At 73.3% G+C, this 15,896-nt stretch carries 14 protein-coding genes and 1 tRNA gene; 5 read left to right on the top strand and 10 right to left on the bottom strand.

Annotation, left to right across the window (positions count from 1 at the left end):
• The first annotated feature begins 35 nt into the window (after positions 1-35).
• Positions 36-641 carry an alpha/beta family hydrolase gene (locus tag AB0I29_RS24265; RefSeq protein ID WP_357486506.1) on the top strand — a complete coding sequence of 202 codons (606 nt, stop codon included), beginning with the start codon at positions 36-38 and terminating at the stop codon, positions 639-641.
• A 23-nt stretch (positions 642-664) separates the two neighbouring features.
• Here the strand turns inward: AB0I29_RS24265 and def are convergent, their stop codons facing one another.
• On the bottom strand, positions 665-1,354 hold the full coding sequence (gene def, locus AB0I29_RS24260) for a peptide deformylase (RefSeq protein ID WP_285107699.1): 690 nt from the start codon (positions 1,352-1,354) through the stop codon (positions 665-667).
• A gap of 23 nt (positions 1,355-1,377) precedes the next feature.
• On the opposite strand from def, the gene zapE reads away from it, so the two are divergent.
• The 3 genes from zapE to AB0I29_RS24245 all read left to right on the top strand — a co-directional run bounded on the left by zapE (position 1,378) and on the right by AB0I29_RS24245 (position 3,367).
• Positions 1,378-2,445, top strand: coding sequence for a cell division protein ZapE (gene zapE / locus AB0I29_RS24255; protein WP_357486503.1), 1,068 nt, complete (start codon positions 1,378-1,380; stop codon positions 2,443-2,445).
• A complete protein-coding gene (locus AB0I29_RS24250; protein WP_357486501.1) occupies positions 2,442-2,903 on the top strand; it encodes a DUF2809 domain-containing protein in 462 nt (153 codons plus the stop codon). Before zapE ends, AB0I29_RS24250 begins: the two co-directional genes overlap by 4 nt.
• Before the next feature lie 74 nt (positions 2,904-2,977).
• Positions 2,978-3,367, top strand: coding sequence for a DoxX family protein (locus AB0I29_RS24245; protein WP_357486499.1), 390 nt, complete (start codon positions 2,978-2,980; stop codon positions 3,365-3,367).
• A gap of 14 nt (positions 3,368-3,381) precedes the next feature.
• Here the strand turns inward: AB0I29_RS24245 and AB0I29_RS24240 are convergent, their stop codons facing one another.
• From AB0I29_RS24240 to tmk, 8 genes are all read right to left on the bottom strand, one after another.
• Positions 3,382-4,518: an aminopeptidase P family protein gene (locus AB0I29_RS24240; RefSeq protein WP_285107693.1), complete on the bottom strand. Its 1,137-nt coding sequence runs from the start codon at positions 4,516-4,518 to the stop codon at positions 3,382-3,384.
• Positions 4,515-6,068: an MFS transporter gene (locus AB0I29_RS24235; protein WP_285107692.1), complete on the bottom strand. Its 1,554-nt coding sequence runs from the start codon at positions 6,066-6,068 to the stop codon at positions 4,515-4,517. The genes AB0I29_RS24240 and AB0I29_RS24235 overlap by 4 nt, the downstream gene beginning before the upstream one ends.
• Positions 6,069-6,184: 116 nt before the next feature.
• Positions 6,185-6,257 (bottom strand) — tRNA-Thr (locus AB0I29_RS24230).
• A 168-nt stretch (positions 6,258-6,425) separates the two neighbouring features.
• Positions 6,426-7,967 carry an alpha/beta hydrolase gene (locus AB0I29_RS24225; protein ID WP_285107690.1) on the bottom strand — a complete coding sequence of 514 codons (1,542 nt, stop codon included), beginning with the start codon at positions 7,965-7,967 and terminating at the stop codon, positions 6,426-6,428.
• Between the two features lie 63 nt (positions 7,968-8,030).
• Positions 8,031-8,690, bottom strand: a complete 660-nt coding sequence (locus AB0I29_RS24220; RefSeq protein ID WP_357486496.1) for a hypothetical protein — start codon at positions 8,688-8,690, stop codon at positions 8,031-8,033.
• A gap of 199 nt (positions 8,691-8,889) precedes the next feature.
• The gene (locus AB0I29_RS24215; RefSeq protein WP_285107687.1) at positions 8,890-10,560 is read right to left on the bottom strand and encodes an enoyl-CoA hydratase-related protein; all 1,671 of its coding nucleotides are present in this window, start codon (positions 10,558-10,560) and stop codon (positions 8,890-8,892) included.
• 144 nt (positions 10,561-10,704) lie between these two features.
• Entirely contained in the window at positions 10,705-11,841 is a 1,137-nt protein-coding gene (locus tag AB0I29_RS24210; protein WP_285107685.1) for a DNA polymerase III subunit delta', read from the bottom strand.
• Positions 11,838-12,542: a dTMP kinase gene (gene tmk / locus AB0I29_RS24205; protein WP_285107683.1), complete on the bottom strand. Its 705-nt coding sequence runs from the start codon at positions 12,540-12,542 to the stop codon at positions 11,838-11,840. Before tmk ends, AB0I29_RS24210 begins: the two co-directional genes overlap by 4 nt.
• A 95-nt stretch (positions 12,543-12,637) precedes the next feature.
• On the opposite strand from tmk, the gene AB0I29_RS24200 reads away from it, so the two are divergent.
• A complete protein-coding gene (locus AB0I29_RS24200) occupies positions 12,638-13,039 on the top strand; it encodes a pyridoxamine 5'-phosphate oxidase family protein (protein ID WP_285107681.1) in 402 nt (133 codons plus the stop codon).
• Between the two features lie 13 nt (positions 13,040-13,052).
• Here AB0I29_RS24200 and topA read toward each other — a convergent pair whose 3' ends face one another.
• On the bottom strand, positions 13,053-15,863 hold the full coding sequence (topA, locus tag AB0I29_RS24195) for a type I DNA topoisomerase (protein ID WP_285107679.1): 2,811 nt from the start codon (positions 15,861-15,863) through the stop codon (positions 13,053-13,055).
• Between the last annotated feature and the right edge of the window lie 33 nt (positions 15,864-15,896).

Raw genomic sequence — 15,896 nt, 5'->3', positions numbered from 1 at the left:
CGGCCGGACCGCGCCGCCCGGGGCAGACTGAGGCGGTGACCACTCCCGCAGGACTCCTGCTGACCCCCGGCGCGGGCGCGAACCGCGACAGCCCGGCGCTCGTCACGGTCGAGCGCACCCTGGCGGACGCCGAGCCTCCGCTGCCCGTGCGCCGCGCCGACTTCCCGTACCGCCTGGAGGGACACCGGATGCCGGACCGGGCGCCGGTCGCCGTCGAGCACCTGCGGACCGTGGCAACCACCTGGGCGGACGAGCTCGGCGTGGGCACGGACCGGCTGCTCCTGGGCGGGCGCTCGTACGGCGGCCGGATGTGCTCCATGGCGGTCGCCGAGGGGCTGCCAGCCGCAGGCCTGGTGCTGCTCAGCTACCCGCTGCACCCGCCCGGCCGGCCGGAGAAGCTCCGGGTCGAGCACTTCGGGCGGATCGAGGTTCCCACGCTCTTCGTGTCCGGGGACAAGGACCCGTTCGGCACGCCCGAGGAGCTCGCGGAGCACGTCGCCGCGATCCCCGGGCCGGTCACCACCGTGACCCTGTCCGGGGCGCACGACATGCGCGGCGTCGCACGCGAGCAGGCCGTGGCCGACGCCGTGGCGGCCTGGGTGCGGAACGTGTCAGACCCTCAGGTCACCCGGGGGACCTGAGGGTCTGACACGTACGGAGGCGGTCAGCGGCCGCCGGCCGGCTTCTCCGGGTACTCCGGCGGGGTCTTGTCGAGCTCGATCGCGATCTCGCGGCGCTCGGCCACGATGTGCGCCCGCTCCTCGTCGCGCTGCTCCAGCGCGTCCGCCTGCAGCTCGGCGCTGAGGTGGTCCCAGTACAGGGTGCCGTCGAGGTGCTGGGACTCGTGGATGAAGCAGCGCGCCAGGTAGCCGGTGCCCGAGAGCTGCACCGGACCGCCGTGCTGGTCCACGCCCCGCACCGTGGCCGCGCCGGGACGCTCCAGCGGCTCGTACGCGCCGGGCACGGAGAGGCAGCCCTCCTCCTCGGTCTCGGGCTCGGCCTCCAGGTCCATCTCCAGGACCGGGTTCACCACGTGGCCCACGTGCCGGTCCCCGGAGGCGTCGGTGAGGTCGTACACGAAGACCCGGAGGTCCACACCCACCTGGGGCGCCGCGAGACCCACACCCTGCGCCGACTCCATCGTGGCGAACAGGTCGTCGACCAGCCGGGCGAGCTCCGGGGTGGAGAACTCCTCGACGGTCCGCGCGGGCTTGTGCAGCACCGGCTCGCCGATCTCGGTGATGCGCAGCACCCGGCCGCGGTCCACCTCGGGGGCTGTCGCGGGGTACTCCTCGACCGGCTCGCCGAGCAGGTACGTGACGGGCTTACGTCGTCGGGGGCGGGTCCATGCCATGGCAGAGAGGGTACCTTCGACGCATGCCGTCCACGCCGATCCGCGACGCCGCAGGCGCCGCGGGGTACGTGCTCGACGCCGCGCAGCTGGCCGCCGCGGAGCACCTCGAGGGCCTGCTGCACACCCTGGACGCCGGGCCGGGGCACGCTCGCCGCGACGTGGTTCCCGGCGCCTATCTCTGGGGTCCGGTGGGCCGCGGCAAGACCTGGCTCCTGGACCGGTTCCACGCCCGCGCCGGCGGTCCGCGGTTCCACTTCCACGAGTTCTACCGGGCGCTGCACGCCGAGGTCTGGGCACGCACGGGCACGCCCGACGCGATGGAGCGCGCCCTGGACGCTCTGCTCGGCGACTCCCGCGTGCTCTGCTTCGACGAGCTCCACCTGCACGACGCCGGGGACACCATGCTGCTCTCCCGCGCCCTGCGCACCCTCCTCGGCCGCGGGGTCACGCTCGTCGCGACGTCGAACTACCCGCCCCAGGGGCTGCTGCCCGACCCGCTGTTCCACGAGCTCGCGGAGCCCCTCGTCGCGCTCCTGGAGTCGTCGCTGGACGTGCTGCGGGTGGACGGCCCGGTGGACTACCGCGAGCTCCGCGCGCCGGGCGCCCGGCCGGGCTCGCGCGGCTGGCGCGCCGGGTCCGCGCTGACGCCGGGTCCGGCGGGCCGGCTCGCCGAGGCCGGGCTGGTCCGGCCGACGGCGGACGAGGCGGCGGACGTCCCCCTGGCCGGCGGGCGGAGCGTGCGCGCCCTGCGGGCGTCGGACGGGCTGGTGTGGTTCGACTTCGCCGGCCTCTGCGCGGCGCCCGTGTCCGCGCTGGACCTGCTGTCGCTGGCGGAGCGGTTCGACCGCTGGGTGGTGTCCGACGTCGTGCCGTTCGCGGACTGCCGGATCAGCACGCAGCAGCGGTTCGTGAACCTCGTGGACGTGCTCTACGACCGGGACCTGCCGCTGGTGCTGACCGCACCGGGGCCGCTGGACGAGGTGCTCGTGGTGCCCGCCGGGCGCCCCGCGCCGCCCGACCTGGCCCGTGCGACGAGCCGGCTGCGGCAGCTCGGGCAGGCCGCGCGGCTCGCACGCGGGGGTGTCGGATGAGGCGGGCACGTCGCGGGTACGAGGCCGCACCTCGGCGCGGCGACCGGACCGTCCTGGCCGCGCTCCGCCGTCGGGCCGCGCCTGCCGCCGCGGCCGTCGTGACCGTCGCCGCGGGTCTGTCCGTGCGCTCGGTGCTGGGCGGCGACCTGGCGAAGTACGCGGGCGACGCGCTCTACGCGCTGCTGATCTTCTGGCTCGTGCTGATGGTCGCGCCGCGCACCCGCGGGTGGGCGGCCGCCGCGGTGGCGTGCGGGGTGAGCGTCGCGGTCGAGCTCTTCCAGCTCACCGGGATCCCCGCCGAGCTGGGCGCGCACAGCACGCTCGCCCGCCTGGTGCTCGGCACCACCTTCAACGCACCGGACCTGCCGTTCTACGTGGTGGGAGCGGCCGTGGGCTGGGCGCTGCACCACCTGGCCGGGCGGTTCATCCGGCGGCGGGCCCGCACGGTGCGCGGCTGAGGGCCGCCTGTCACGGACGGGTGGACCGTCTCGTCGGGCGGGGGGACAGCGACCGTCGGTACGGGAGGAACCCGATGAACATCGCCCTGTGGACAGTGGCCGGACTGCTCGCCGTCGCCTACGTGGCCGGCGGCGGGGGCAAGGTGATCCTGAGCAAGGAACGGATCCGCGCCGCGAGCGGGCACTCCGCCGGGTGGACCGACGACTTCAGCCCCGGCGCCGTCAAGGCCATCGGCGCGCTCGAGGTGCTGGGCGGTCTCGGCCTGGTGCTGCCCGCGCTGGTCGGTGTCGCGCCCGAGCTGGTGCCCCTGGCGGCGCTGGGCCTGGCGATGATCATGGTGGGCGCCGCGATCACCCGGGTCTCACGCCGTGAGTGGAAGCTCATGGCGGTGGACCTGACCTACCTGGCACTGATCGCCTTCGTGCTGTGGGGCAGGCTCGGGCCCGAGGCGTTCGTCGCCTGACCCTTCCTGCCGGCTCACTCCACGCTGCGCAGCGCGTGGTCGCTGGTGTTCAGGCGGCGCCCGCCGTCCGGGGTGACCGTGACGATGTCCTCGATCCGCACGCCGAAGCGGCCGGGCAGGTAGATGCCGGGCTCGACCGAGAAGCACATGCCGGGCACCATGGGCAGCTCCTCGCCCTCGATCATGTACGGCGGCTCGTGGGTGGTGACGCCGATGCCGTGGCCGGTGCGGTGGATGAACCGCTCGCCGTACCCGGCCTCGGTGATCAGCCGCCGCGCCGCCCGGTCGACCTCCTGGCAGGCCACCCCCGGCCGGACCGCGTCGACGCCGGCCTGCTGGGCCTGCCGCACGATCTCGTGCACCTCGCGGATCTCCGCGGTCGGTTCGCCGACGCACACGGTGCGGCTGGTGTCGGAGCCGTAGCCGAACATCAGGCCGCCGAAGTCGAGCACCACGCAGTCGCCGTCCTGGATCTTGCGCACCCCCGCCTCGTGGTGGGGGTTGGCCCCGTTGGGTCCGGAACCCACCACGGTGAAGTCGACCTGCTCGTGGCCGTGGGCGCGCAGCAGGTCCGCGAGGTCGGCGGCGACCTCGGTCTCCTGGCGGCCGCCGAAGCGCACCCGCAGGATCTCCTCGTAGGTCGCGTCGGCGGCCGCGCCCGCGGCGGCCAGGCGTGCCAGCTCGTTCTCGTCCTTGACGGCGCGCAGCATCGGGAGCCGCTGGGTCAGCGACCGGTAGCCCGACGCGGGCAGCGCGGTCTGCAGCCCCAGCAGGTGCATCGCCCACGTGTTGTCCGAGACGCCGTACGTCCCGTCCGGGCGCAGCAGGTCACGCACCACGTCGTACGGGTCGGCGCCGTCCAGCCAGCCCACGAGCGTGGTCGCCGGGGCGCCCTCGGCACGTTCGGCGTCCGGCCGCTCGAGGGTCGGGACCAGGAGCGTGGGCTCGTGGTCCGGGGTGAGCAGCAGCATCGTGAGCCGTTCGGTGATCGCCGTGGGCTGGTACCCCGTGAGCCAGACCAGGTCGGGACCGGGCGCCACCAGCACGCCGTCGAGCCCGGCGGCCCGGGCGTCGTCGACCACCCGCGCCATCCGGGCGGCGTAGTCCCGGGTGGTGAACGGGACGGCGGTCAGCGGTGCTTCGTTGCTCATGGCGTCTCTCCCGAGGGGTGGTCGACGGACGCGGTGTCCTCGCCCGCGGCCGGGGCTACGGCGGCCGCGGTCGTGGGCAGCGTGTGCAGGTGCGCGGCGGCCGCCGCGGCCGAGTCGGACAAGGTGCCCCGGCCGGCCGGGTGCCGCACGATGACGACGATAGCGAGCAGCAGCCCGAGCGCGCTGAACACCGCCATCACCCAGGACGCCGCGGCGAGGCCGGACGAGAGGGCCTCCGCGTCCGCGGCGCCGTCCGCCACCTGGTTGGCGGTGACGGTGGCGTAGATCGTGGCCGCCAGGGCGGTCGCGACGGCGGCCCCGACGTACCTCGCCATGTTGGAGAAGCCCGAGGCCTCCCCCACCTGCTCGGGCGGCACGGCGGCCGTGGCCGCCGACGACGAGGGCCCGTTCGACAGCCCCATGCCGACGGCGATGGCGATCAGCGGCAGCAGGAACGCCGCGTACTGCCAGGAGGCGTCGGCGAGGCCGATCAGCACGAAGCCGGCGGTCGTGATCGCGAATCCGGCGCCGATGGCCTGCCGGGCACCGAACCGTGCGGCGAGCCGGGGCACCAGCGGGGCGATGACCACGAGGCCCACCGTCGCGGGCAGCGTGGCGAGGCCCGCCTCCAGCGGCGAGAGGTCGAGGGTCGACGGGTCCTGGAAGTAGAGGCTGAGCAGGTACATCAGACCGTTGATCGTGCCCGCGCCGATCAGGATGGCGATGGTCGCGCCGACCAGCGTCCGGTTGCGCAGCAGGGCCAGGTCCAGGAGCGGGGCCCGGACGCGCCGCTCGGTCTGCACGAATCCGTAGCCCGCGACCAGGGTGATCGCGAAGCAGGTGAGCGTGGGCACCGAGATCCATCCCCAGTCGCCGCTCTTGCTCACCCCGAGGATCAACGGCACCAGCGTGGCCGCGATCAGGACGGTGCCGAGGTAGTCGACCGACCGCGGCGCGTCGGGATCGCTGGACTCCGAGACGGTGAAGAAGGTGAGCGCCATGCACAGCACGGCGACGCCGGCGTCGATCCAGAACAGTCCCTGCCAGCCCGTGACGTCGACGAGCACGCCGCCGACCAGCGGCCCCGCGGCCGCGCCGACCGCCGCCGCGGCGCCCCACAGCGAGACGGCACGGAGGTTCTCGTCCCCCTTGGTGGCCACCGACAGGAGGCTCAGCCCGCAGGCCAGGATGGTCGCGCCGGCGGCACCCTGGATGACCCGGCCCGCGATCACCATGCCGCCCGACGAGGCCAGCGCGATCAGCACGCAGGAGACGACGAACAGCGCCAGGCCGAGCTGGAAGACCCGCTTGCGCCCGAAGACGTCGCCCAGGGAGCCGGACGTGATGATCACCGCGGCCCCGACGAGCGAGTAGCCGGTGACGGCCCACTGGAGGGTGTCGACCGACATCCCGGTGTCCTCGCTGATCGCCGGCAGCAGGATGCTGACGGCGGAGGTGTTGGCGTTGACGACCAGGGTGGAGATGCAGGTCGCCGCGAGCACCCCACGGGCGCCGACCGACGTGGCCGCCGCCGTGCCCGCCGCGCTCATCCGAGGCCCCTCATGAGCGCGACGGTAGGGGCCGGCGGGCAGGTGGTCGTCACCCGAACTGGGTGAATGACGCAGGAAGGCCAGGTCAGAAACTAGCTTCTGACCTGGCCTGTCTGAGCCGCCTGTGGGAATCGAACCCACGACCTTCTCATTACGAGTGAGACGCTCTGCCGACTGAGCTAAGGCGGCGTACGCACCGCACGCCGGCCGGAGCCGGATGGGTGAGCGGGCCTAACTGTACCCAATGCACGTCCCAGGTTCCAAAGCGAAACCGTGTGACGTCGTCGACCCGCCGAAGAAGTGCCGAAGACCCGCCGAACCAGGCCGCTCGCCGGCCCGGGACGAGCCGGCGAACGGTCAGCAGGTGAGGCCGTCCTCGGGCACCTTGCCCTCGACGAGGTAGGCCTCGACGGCGTTGCTGACGCAGGTGTTGGACCGGCCGTACGCCGTGTGCCCCTCGCCCTCGTACGTGACCAGCACGCCCGAGTCGAGCGTGTCGGCGAGCGACTCGGCCCAGCGGTACGGCGTGGCCGGGTCGTTCGTGGTGCCGACGACCAGGATCGGCGGCGCGCCCTTCGCGGCGGGGTCGAACTCCTGCTCGGCCGCCGGGTACGGCCAGTCCGTGCACTCGATGCCGGAGTAGCCGAACGACTCGCCGAGCGTGGGGGCGGCCTTCCGGATGTCCTCGGCGAGGTCGCGCATCTTCGTCATGTCCTCCTCGGCGCGGGCGTCGGCGCAGTTGATCGCGCGGAACGCCTCCTCGCTGTTGGACTTGAAAGTGCCGTCGTCGTTGCGGTCGTTGTAGACGTCGGCCAGGTAGAGCAGGTCGTCGCCCTTGCCCTCCCAGAACACCTGCTGCAGCGCCTGCGTGAGGAACGACCAGGAGGCCTCGTCGTACATCGTCACGGCCACGCCGTAGAACGCGAGCTTCTTGGTCACGTCGCGGCCCGACGACGTCGGGATGGGGTTGGGCTCGGCGTCCTCCACCATGGCCTGGATCTGCTGCAGGCCGGTGGTCACGTCGTCGCCGAGCGGGCAGTCGCTGCCCGCCTGGCAGTCGGTGACGTAGGCGCGCAGCGCGCTCTCGAAGCCCTCGGCCTGCTGCAGCGCGACCTCGTCGGAGCTGAGCGTGGTGTCGAGCGCGCCGTCGAGCACCAGGCGGCCGGCCCGGTCCGGGAACAGGCCGGCGTAGGTGGCCCCGAGCTGGGTGCCGTAGGAGTAGCCGAGGTAGTTGAGCTCGTCGTCGCCGAGCGCGCCGCGGAGCATGTCCATGTCACGCGCGGCGGACTGCGTGTCCACGTTCCCCAGCAGCGGCCCCGTGTTCTCGGCACAGGCCTCGCCCCAGGCGCGCACCGCGTCCTGGCGGTCGGCCAGGCCCTCGGGCGTGTAGGGGTAGTCCGTGCTGAGGAACTCGTCCTTGCCCGCGTCGTCGAGGCACGTGACCGGCGTCGACTGCCCCACCCCGCGCGGGTCGAACCCGACGATGTCGAACGACGAGCGCAGCGACTGCCCGAACCGCGCCGGGTCGCTCACGAAGTCCACGCCCGACCCGCCCGGCCCGCCCGGGTTGACCAGCAGGGACCCGATCTTCTGCCCGGAGGCGGGGAGCCGCTTGAGCGCGATCTCGATGCTCCCCTCGCCCGGGTCGTGCCACGAGAGCGGGGCCGACGCCGTGGCGCACTGGAACTCCCCGCCGCACTCGGTCCACTCCAGCGACTGGCCGTAGTAGTCCTCGTAGCCCTCGGGAGCGCCCTCCGTCGCCGAGCCGTCCGACTTGCCCACGTCCTCCAGCGCCGTCTGCACCTTCGGGGGTGCTCCGCAGGCGGCGAGGAGCAGAACTGAGGTGAGCAGCGTGGCGACAACGGCCGCAGGCTGACGACGGCGGGCGGGGCGAATCACCCGGACAACCTACCGGTTGTGCTCGGTGGATTTCCTACCCGCTGGCGAACCGACACGCGACCCTCACGAGTCGAGCCATGCGACGGGTCCGGCCTCGCCGTCGGCGTCGCGGGGCTCGAGCTCCACCTTGCCCTTGTCGCCCAGCTGAACCGGCACCGGACGGCCCGTGTCCGCCTCCGCGGGAGCCTCGACCACCGTGGTCGTGGGCACGAAGTCCATGGTGCAGATGCCGTTGTCGGCAGGCACGAACGTCACCGTGAGCACGCCATCCGCCGCGGCGACGCCGTCCGACTTGCCGCCCGAGCCGATGGTCGCCTCGGGCTCCGCGAAGGTGGGGCAGGAGCTGGACCCGTTGGTCACGACGTAGAGCAGACCGGGCTCGGGCGCCCACGCGACGCCCGCCGTCGACTCGGTGCTGCCCTCCAGGCCTGGCGGCAGGCCGCGGCCCTTCGCTCCGGCCACGATCTCCATCTCGGCGGCCTCGGGCAGCTTGCCGTCCTCGGCGCCGTCCGACGCGCTGGGGCTGGGGCTGGTCACGTCGCTCTCCTCCGGGGACGGGGACGTGGTGGTCGTGGACCCGGCCACCTCGGAGCCGCCGACGTCGGACTGCGCGCACCCCGTCAGCGCGAGGACCGCGACCACCCCGATGCCCAGGGCCGACGCACCCGTGCGCGCCAGGGTCCGTGCCGTCTTGCCCGACCGGTTCGTCCGCTCGATCTTCATGCCCAGTTCCTTCCACTCGCCTCTGACACCACCAGGTGTGTGCCGCAGGACTGCGACGCCTCCACCCGTGTCATGTGGCGAGCGGCGTGGATCTTGCACGACACTCCGGCCAACATTGGCAAAAGGTCAGGTGATCGGCACGTCGAGCCGCAAATCACCTGACCTCCTGCCGCGGGTCGCCGCGGGGTCGCCGCCGGCGTCAGACGCGGGCGGTGGAGAAGCGCAGCTTCTCGGGGGTGGCGTCCGCCGCCGTCTTGCGCAGGAACGCCCGGCGGTGCACCGAGAAGGCGTTGCGGTCGTCGAAGAAGTCGCGGGCCATCTCGGCCAGCTCGATGGTCTGGTAGTACGACAGCGGGCGGTCCGTCGCGCGGCGCTCCGCGCGCGCGGCGAGCATCCAGCCGAGCGTGGCGGGCTCCTCGTACCCCTGCGCCGCCGAGGACAGCCAGGTGGTGAACTCGCCCCACTCACGCGGCCCGACGGCGCTGATCAGCCCGATGCGGGCCGCCTCGGCCACCGAGATCGGCAGCTTGCGCGACAGCAGCAGCGACGCGCGGTGGTCCCCGACGCGGGCCGGCATGCTCCACGAGTGCAGCTCGGAGCCGTAGATCCCCATGTCGTAGTACGGGTTGAGGACGACGCCCTCGCGGGCGAGCGTGACGTCCGCGCACAGCCCGGCCATGACGCCGCCGGCACCGGCGTTCGCGGTGAACGCGGCGACCGTGAGCTGCTCCGCGGTGGCGATGGCGAGGCACAGCTCGTCGATGGCGCAGATGTTCTCCCAGGCCTCCGCGGCCGGGTCCGGCGACGCGTCGACGGTGCCCAGGTGGATGCCGTTGGAGAACGCGTGCTCGGTGCCCTTGATGACCAGCACCCGGGTGTCCTCGGTGAGGGCCTTCTCGACGGCGCTGGTCATGCGGCGGCACTGCTCGGTGTACATCGCGCCGCTGTACGAGCGGAACGTCAGGTAGCCGACGGCGCCGTCGCGCACGTAGGTCGTCTCGGCCAGGGCGTCCGGGACGCGGCGGAACGGTGCGTTGCTCGCGTCGATGACCTGGGCGGCCGGCAGCTTGGTGCCGCGGCGTCCGCTCAGCTCGGCGGCGTAGCCGACCCAGAGCGTGCCGACGCCGCAGGCGATCGCCACCGCGTCGAGGTTGCGGCCCACCACGGTTCCGGGCTGCGCGCCGGTGTGCTCCGGCGAGGCGACGGCGTCGAAGATGCAGACCGACCGGCCGTTCACGCCCGCCGGGGCGCCGGGGGCGCCGTCGGCCGCGGCGACGAGCCGCTCCAGCTCGGTGGCGGGGCGGCTCCAGTCGACCCGGAAGTCCTCGCGGCGCAGCAGCGGCAGCTCACCGCTGACCGGCACGATCCGCAGGCAGGCCTCGGCCGGGATGGGCCGCTCGCCGTCGGCGACCTTGCGGACCACCTCGCCGATGCAGGCCATCGCGGCGTCCGCGACCCGGCTGTTGTAGAGGGCGCTCTTGGAGATCGGCTGGTCCGGCATGTCGAAGACGGCGGTGGCCCACACCGGGCCGGCGTCCAGCTCCTCGACGGCGGACAGGGCCGTGACGCCCCACCGGTCGCGGCCGTCGCGGATCGCGTGGTCCAGCGACGAGGGCCCGCGGTCGCCCACGGGGCCAGGGTGCACGATGACGGTCGGCCAGCGGTCGTAGATCGTGTCCGGCACGCGGTGCTTGAGGAACGGGCACAGGATCAGGTCGGGGTCCGCCCGCTCGACGGCGCGGGTCATGGCGGCGCCCGACTCGAAGGTCGGGGCGAGCTCGACTCCGACGTCGTGCCCCTGCTCCCGCAGGGAGCACCAGACCCGCTGGGTAAGACCGTTGAAGGCAGAAACCAGCAGGAGGATCCTCATCGGACGGTGGACTCCTAAATCGCACGGAAGAGCTCTGGGGGCGCCCCGCAGCCTAACCAGGGACGGCATTCGGGACAATGTGCCGCGGTGGTTCACATTCACCCGTGCGAAATCTTCACACGTCGCTGCCGCGGCGAAAGGTGTTCAGCCCTGGGGGCGCAGGGCTATCGCCATCGCCTCCAGCGCGAGGAGCGGCGCCACGTTGCCGTCCAGCCGGGTGCGGGCCACGCCGATCGAGTCCATGCGGCGCACCGTCTGCTCGGGGGTCGAGTCGGCGGCCAGCGCGCGCACGGTCTCGGCGAGCTCGGCGTTGACGAGGTCGACCTCCGCCCCGAGCTGCACCACGAGCACGTCCCGGTAGAGCGACAGCAGGTCCACCATCGCCCGGTCGAGCACGTCGCGCTGGTGCCGCGTGGCGCGGCGCTTCTGGTCGTCCTCGAGCTGCTTGAGCTGCGAGCGCAGGCGCGGCGGCAGCGTCTCGCCGTCGGCCACGCCGAGTGCGCGCAGCAGCTCGGCCTTCTCGGCGGCGTCGCGCTCCTGGGTGGCCGACACGGCCTCCGCCTTGGCGACGTCCACGAGCTCGCCCGCGGCGAGCACGGCGTCGCCGACGCCGCGGATGCGCCGCGCGATGCTCAGCACCGCGGTGCGCCGTTCGCGCGCGCCGGCGTCCCGCGCCAGGCGCTTGGCCAGGCCGACGTGGCTCTGCGCGGCGCGGGCCGCGCTCAGGGCGACCGCGGGGTCCGCGCCGTCGCGCCGCACCAGCAGGTCGGCGACGGCCTCCGGCGGCGGCACGCGGAGCACCACGGCCCGGCAGCGCGACCGGATGGTCGGCAGCACGTCCTGGACGGAGGGCGCGCACAGCACCCACACCGTGTGCGGCGGCGGTTCCTCGATGGCCTTGAGCAGCACGTTGGTGGTGCGCTCCGCCATGCGGTCGGCGTCCTCGATCACGATCACGCGCCACCGGCCGCCCGAGGGCGAGCGCGACGCCGTCATGATCAGGTCGCGCACCTCGTCGATCGCGATGACCACCTTCTCCGTGGCCAGCAGCGTCACGTCCGGGTGGGTGCCCGCCATGGTCGTGGTGCACGACCGGCAGACGCCGCAGCCGCCCTGCGGGCACTGCAGCGCAGCGGCGAAGGCGCGCGCGGCCACCGACCGGCCCGACCCGGGCGGGCCCGTCACGAGCCACGCGTGCGTCATGGCGGCCGGGTTGGCCACGGCGCCCTGCAGCGCGGCGACGGCGGACTCCTGCCCGACGACGTCGTCCCACACCGTCACGAGCGGTCCTCCCCCTCGGCGGCCGGGTCGGACCCGGTGACGCTCGCGGCCTCGGTGACCACCGGCGTCAGGCCCAGGCGGGCCGCGACGTCGACCCGGATCTGCGCCTGGATGTCGTCGACCGGCGCCGCGGCGTCGATGACCACCCAGCGCTCCGGGTCGGCCGCCGCGCGCCGGAGGAACGTGTCCCGGACCCGCGTGTGGAACTCGACCCCGGCACGCTCCAGCCGGTCGAGCTCGCCCTTGCCCTCGGCCGCCGCGCGGCGGGCGGCGGCCGCCTCGGGGTCGAGGTCGAGCAGGATCGTGATGTCCGTCCGCAGGCCCTTGGTGGCCCACAGGGAGATGTGCTCCACCTCGCCCGGGGGCAGGTCGCGCCCGCCCGACTGGTAGGCGATCGAGGAGTCGACGTAGCGGTCGGTGACCACCACGGCGCCGCGCTCCAGCGCGGGCCGCACCACGGTCTCGACGTGGTGGGCGCGGTCCGCCGCGTAGATCAGCGCCTCGGCCCGCGGGCCCATGTCCTGCCCGTGCATGACCGCGGCCCGCAGCTCCTTGCCGAGCGCGGTGGCGCCCGGCTCGAACGTGAGCAGGACCTCACGGCCCGTCAGGTCCGCCAGCCAGTCGCCGAGGAGGCGTGACTGGGTCGACTTGCCCACGCCCTCGCCGCCCTCGAAGGAGATGAAGTAGCCCGGTGCGTTCACGCCGCCACCCTAACCGGGCCCGCTGACATCGACCCCCGCTCCGGTCCGGCCCGCCCTGCCGGGCGACGCCCGCGCAGTCGGCGCACGATGGGGACATGGACGACAACGAGCAGAGCATCACGCCGATGACCGTGGACGAGTGCTGGGAGTTCCTCTCGATGCAGCCCATCGGGCGCCTCGGCACCGCCGTCGCCGGCGAGCCGGAGATCTTCCCCCTGAACTTCGCGGTCGCGGACCGGACCATCTACTTCCACACCATCCCGGGCACGAAGGTCGCGGAGGTGGCGATCAACGAGAAGGTCGCGTTCGAGGTGGACCAGTGGGGGCCCGAGATCGCCTACAGCGTCGTCGTGAAGGGCACCGCGGAGATCCTGGAGACCGATGCCGACATCGCGGCGGCCGAGTCGACCAACCTGGTCAGCTACCTGGAGGACACCCGCGACACCTGGGTGCGCATCACACCCGCCCAGGTGACGGGCCGCCGCCTGCGCCGCTGACCCGCCCGCCCGGCTACTCCTTGGTGGACGTGCTCTTCGCCGGGGCCTTCTTGGCCGGTGCCTTCTTCGCGGGCGCCTTCTTGGCCGGCGCCTTCTTGGCGGGGGTGCGCTTCTTGGCCGGGCCCTGGGCGCGCTTCTCCGCGAGCAGCTCGATGGCCCGCTCGGCCGTGATCGACTCCGGCGTGACGTCGCGCGGCAGGGTGCGGTTGGTCTCGCCGTCGGTCACGTACGGGCCGAACCGGCCGTCCTTGACCTGGATCGGCTTGCCGCTGGTCGGGTCGTCGCCGAGCTCGCGCAGCGGCGGCGTCGCGGTGCGCCCGCGGCCCCGCTTGGGCTGCTTGTAGATCTCCAGCGCCTCGTCCAGGGTGACCGTGAACATGGCCTCCTCGGACGGCAGGGTGCGCGAGTCGGTGCCCTTCTTGAGGTACGGGCCGTAGCGGCCGTTCTGCGCGGTGATCTCGTCGCCCGACTCCGGGTCGGTGCCCACGACCCGCGGCAGCGACATGAGCTGCAGCGCGTCCTCCAGGGTCACCGAGTCGAGGGCCTGGGTCTTGAGCAGCGACGCCGTGCGCGGCTTGGGCAGGGCGGCCAGCGCCCGCTTCTTCGCCGCGGCCGACAGGTCGGGGTCGAGGTCGGGCTCGGGCAGCTGCTCCGTCACGTACGGGCCGTACCGGCCGTTCTTCGCCACGATCGGGTTGCCCGACTCGGGGTGCGTGCCGAGCACACGGCCGTCGTCGGCGCCCGCCGCGAGCAGCTCGCGGGCCTTGGCGACCGTCAGCTCGTCGGGCGCGACGTCGTCCGGCACCGAGGCGCGGGGCGGGGTCTTGCCCTCCTCGACCTCGGCCGCGAGGTCCTCCAGGTAGGGGCCGTAGCGGCCCACGCGCACCCGGATGCCCTCGCCGATGTCCACGGAGTTGATCGCCGCGGCGTCGATCTCGCCGAGGTTCGCCACGAGCGCGCGCAGACCGCCGCCCTCGCTGTCCACGCCGAGCTCGTCGGACGTGCCGAGGTTGCCGGGCACCTCACCGAAGTAGAACTCGCGCAGCCACGCCACACGCTCGCGGGAGCCGGCCGCGATCTGGTCGAGGTCCTCCTCCATCGTGGCGGTGAAGTCGTAGTCGACGAGCCGGTCGAAGTGCTCCTCCAGCAGGCGGATCACCGCGAACGCGAGCCACGTCGGCACCAAGGCCTGGCCGCGCGTGATGACGTAGCCGCGGTCCTGGATGGTCGAGATGGTCGCGGCGTACGTGGACGGGCGGCCGATGCCGCGCTCCTCCAGCGCCTTGACCAGCGAGGCCTCCGTGTACCGGGCGGGCGGCGTGGTGGAGTGGCCGTCCGCGGCGAGGTCGGTGCCGACCAGCGCGTCACCCTCGGCCATCGTCGGCAGGCGCGTCTCCTTCGCCGCCGCGGCACCCTCCGGCGCGTCGGTCTCGGCGTCCGCACCCTCCTCGTACGCGGCGAGGAAGCCACGGAACGAGATCACCGTGCCCGACGCCGAGAAGACCGCCTCGTTGCCGTCCTGCGCGCCGCCGGTGATGGTCGCGCCGAGCCGGACGGACGCCGTCGACCCCTTCGCGTCGGCCATCTGCGAGGCCACGGTGCGCTTCCAGATCAGCTCGTACAGCCGGAACTGGTCGCCGCTCAGCTCGCCGGCGACCTGCGCCGGGGTACGGAAGGAGTCGCCCGCGGGGCGGATCGCCTCGTGCGCCTCCTGGGCACCCTTCGCCTTGCTGTTGTAGAGGCGGGGCGCGCCCGGCACGTACTCGGCGCCGTACAGCTCGGCGGCCTGCCGCCGCGCGGCGTCCGTCGCCTCCTTCGAGAGGGAGGGGCTGTCGGTACGCATGTAGGTGATGTAGCCGTTCTCGTACAGGCCCTGCGCGGTGCGCATCGCCTGGCGCGACGACATCCGCAGCTTGCGGCCCGCCTCCTGCTGCATGGTGGAGGTGGTGAACGGCGCCGCCGGACGGCGCGTGTACGGCTTGGTCTCCAGGCTGCGGACGGCGAAGTCGGCGGCCTCCAGCCCGGCGACGACGGCGCGGGCGGCCGTCTCGTCGAGCTGCACCACGCCGGTGCGGACCTTCAGCCGGCCCCGGTCGTCGAAGTCACGGCCCGACGCGACCTTCTGGCCCGCGAGCTGGGTAAGCCGGGCGCGGAAGGAGGGCTGACCGCCGTCCGACCCGTCCGGGACCGCGAACGTGCCCGCGACGTCCCAGTAGTCCGCGGACACGAACGCCATGCGCTCGCGCTCGCGCTCGACCACCAGGCGCGTCGCCACCGACTGCACACGGCCGGCGGACAGGCCCTGCCGCACCTTGCGCCACAGGACCGGCGAGACCTCGTAGCCGTACAGACGGTCGAGGATGCGCCGCGTCTCCTGGGCGTCCACCAGGTCCTGGTCCAGCTCGCGCGTGTTCTCCAGGGCGCGGAGGATCGCGTCCCGGGTGATCTCGTGGAAGACCATGCGCTTGACCGGGACCTTGGGCTTGAGCTCCTGGATCAGGTGCCAGGCGATGGCCTCGCCCTCGCGGTCCTCATCGGTCGCGAGGAAGAGCTCGTCGGCGTCCTTGAGGGCCTTCTTGAGCTCGGAGACCTTCTTCTTCTTGTCCGCGTGGACCACGTAGTACGGGTCGAACCCGTTGTCGACGTCCACGGAGAACTTGCCGTACGGGCCCTTCTTCATCTCCGCGGGCAGGTCCTTGGGCTGCGGGAGGTCGCGAATGTGCCCCACGCTGGCTTCGACCTCGTAGCCGTCACCGAGATAGCTCTGGATCTTGCGAGCCTTCGTGGGCGACTCGACGATCACGAGCTTGCGTGCCTGGGACATCCGGTCCTGCCTGCTTCCTGCTGGGTCTGGGGA

The organism is Promicromonospora sp. NPDC050262 (genome assembly GCF_040655935.1).
GTDB lineage: Bacteria > Actinomycetota > Actinomycetes > Actinomycetales > Cellulomonadaceae > Promicromonospora.
This window is presented reverse-complemented; position numbering and strand designations above follow the sequence as displayed.

Bases quoted from the DNA above. Each gene is read 5' to 3' on its own strand.
- def (WP_285107699.1), bottom strand. From the start codon at position 1,354: ATGGCATGGACCCGCCCCCGACGACGTAAGCCCGTCACGTACCTGCTC.
- zapE (WP_357486503.1), top strand. From the start codon at position 1,378: ATGCCGTCCACGCCGATCCGCGACGCCGCAGGCGCCGCGGGGTACGTG.
- AB0I29_RS24250 (WP_357486501.1), top strand. From the start codon at position 2,442: ATGAGGCGGGCACGTCGCGGGTACGAGGCCGCACCTCGGCGCGGCGAC.
- AB0I29_RS24245 (WP_357486499.1), top strand. From the start codon at position 2,978: ATGAACATCGCCCTGTGGACAGTGGCCGGACTGCTCGCCGTCGCCTAC.
- AB0I29_RS24240 (WP_285107693.1), bottom strand. From the start codon at position 4,518: ATGAGCAACGAAGCACCGCTGACCGCCGTCCCGTTCACCACCCGGGAC.
- AB0I29_RS24235 (WP_285107692.1), bottom strand. From the start codon at position 6,068: ATGAGCGCGGCGGGCACGGCGGCGGCCACGTCGGTCGGCGCCCGTGGG.
- AB0I29_RS24220 (WP_357486496.1), bottom strand. From the start codon at position 8,690: ATGAAGATCGAGCGGACGAACCGGTCGGGCAAGACGGCACGGACCCTG.
- AB0I29_RS24215 (WP_285107687.1), bottom strand. From the start codon at position 10,560: ATGAGGATCCTCCTGCTGGTTTCTGCCTTCAACGGTCTTACCCAGCGG.
- AB0I29_RS24200 (WP_285107681.1), top strand. From the start codon at position 12,638: ATGGACGACAACGAGCAGAGCATCACGCCGATGACCGTGGACGAGTGC.
- topA (WP_285107679.1), bottom strand. From the start codon at position 15,863: ATGTCCCAGGCACGCAAGCTCGTGATCGTCGAGTCGCCCACGAAGGCT.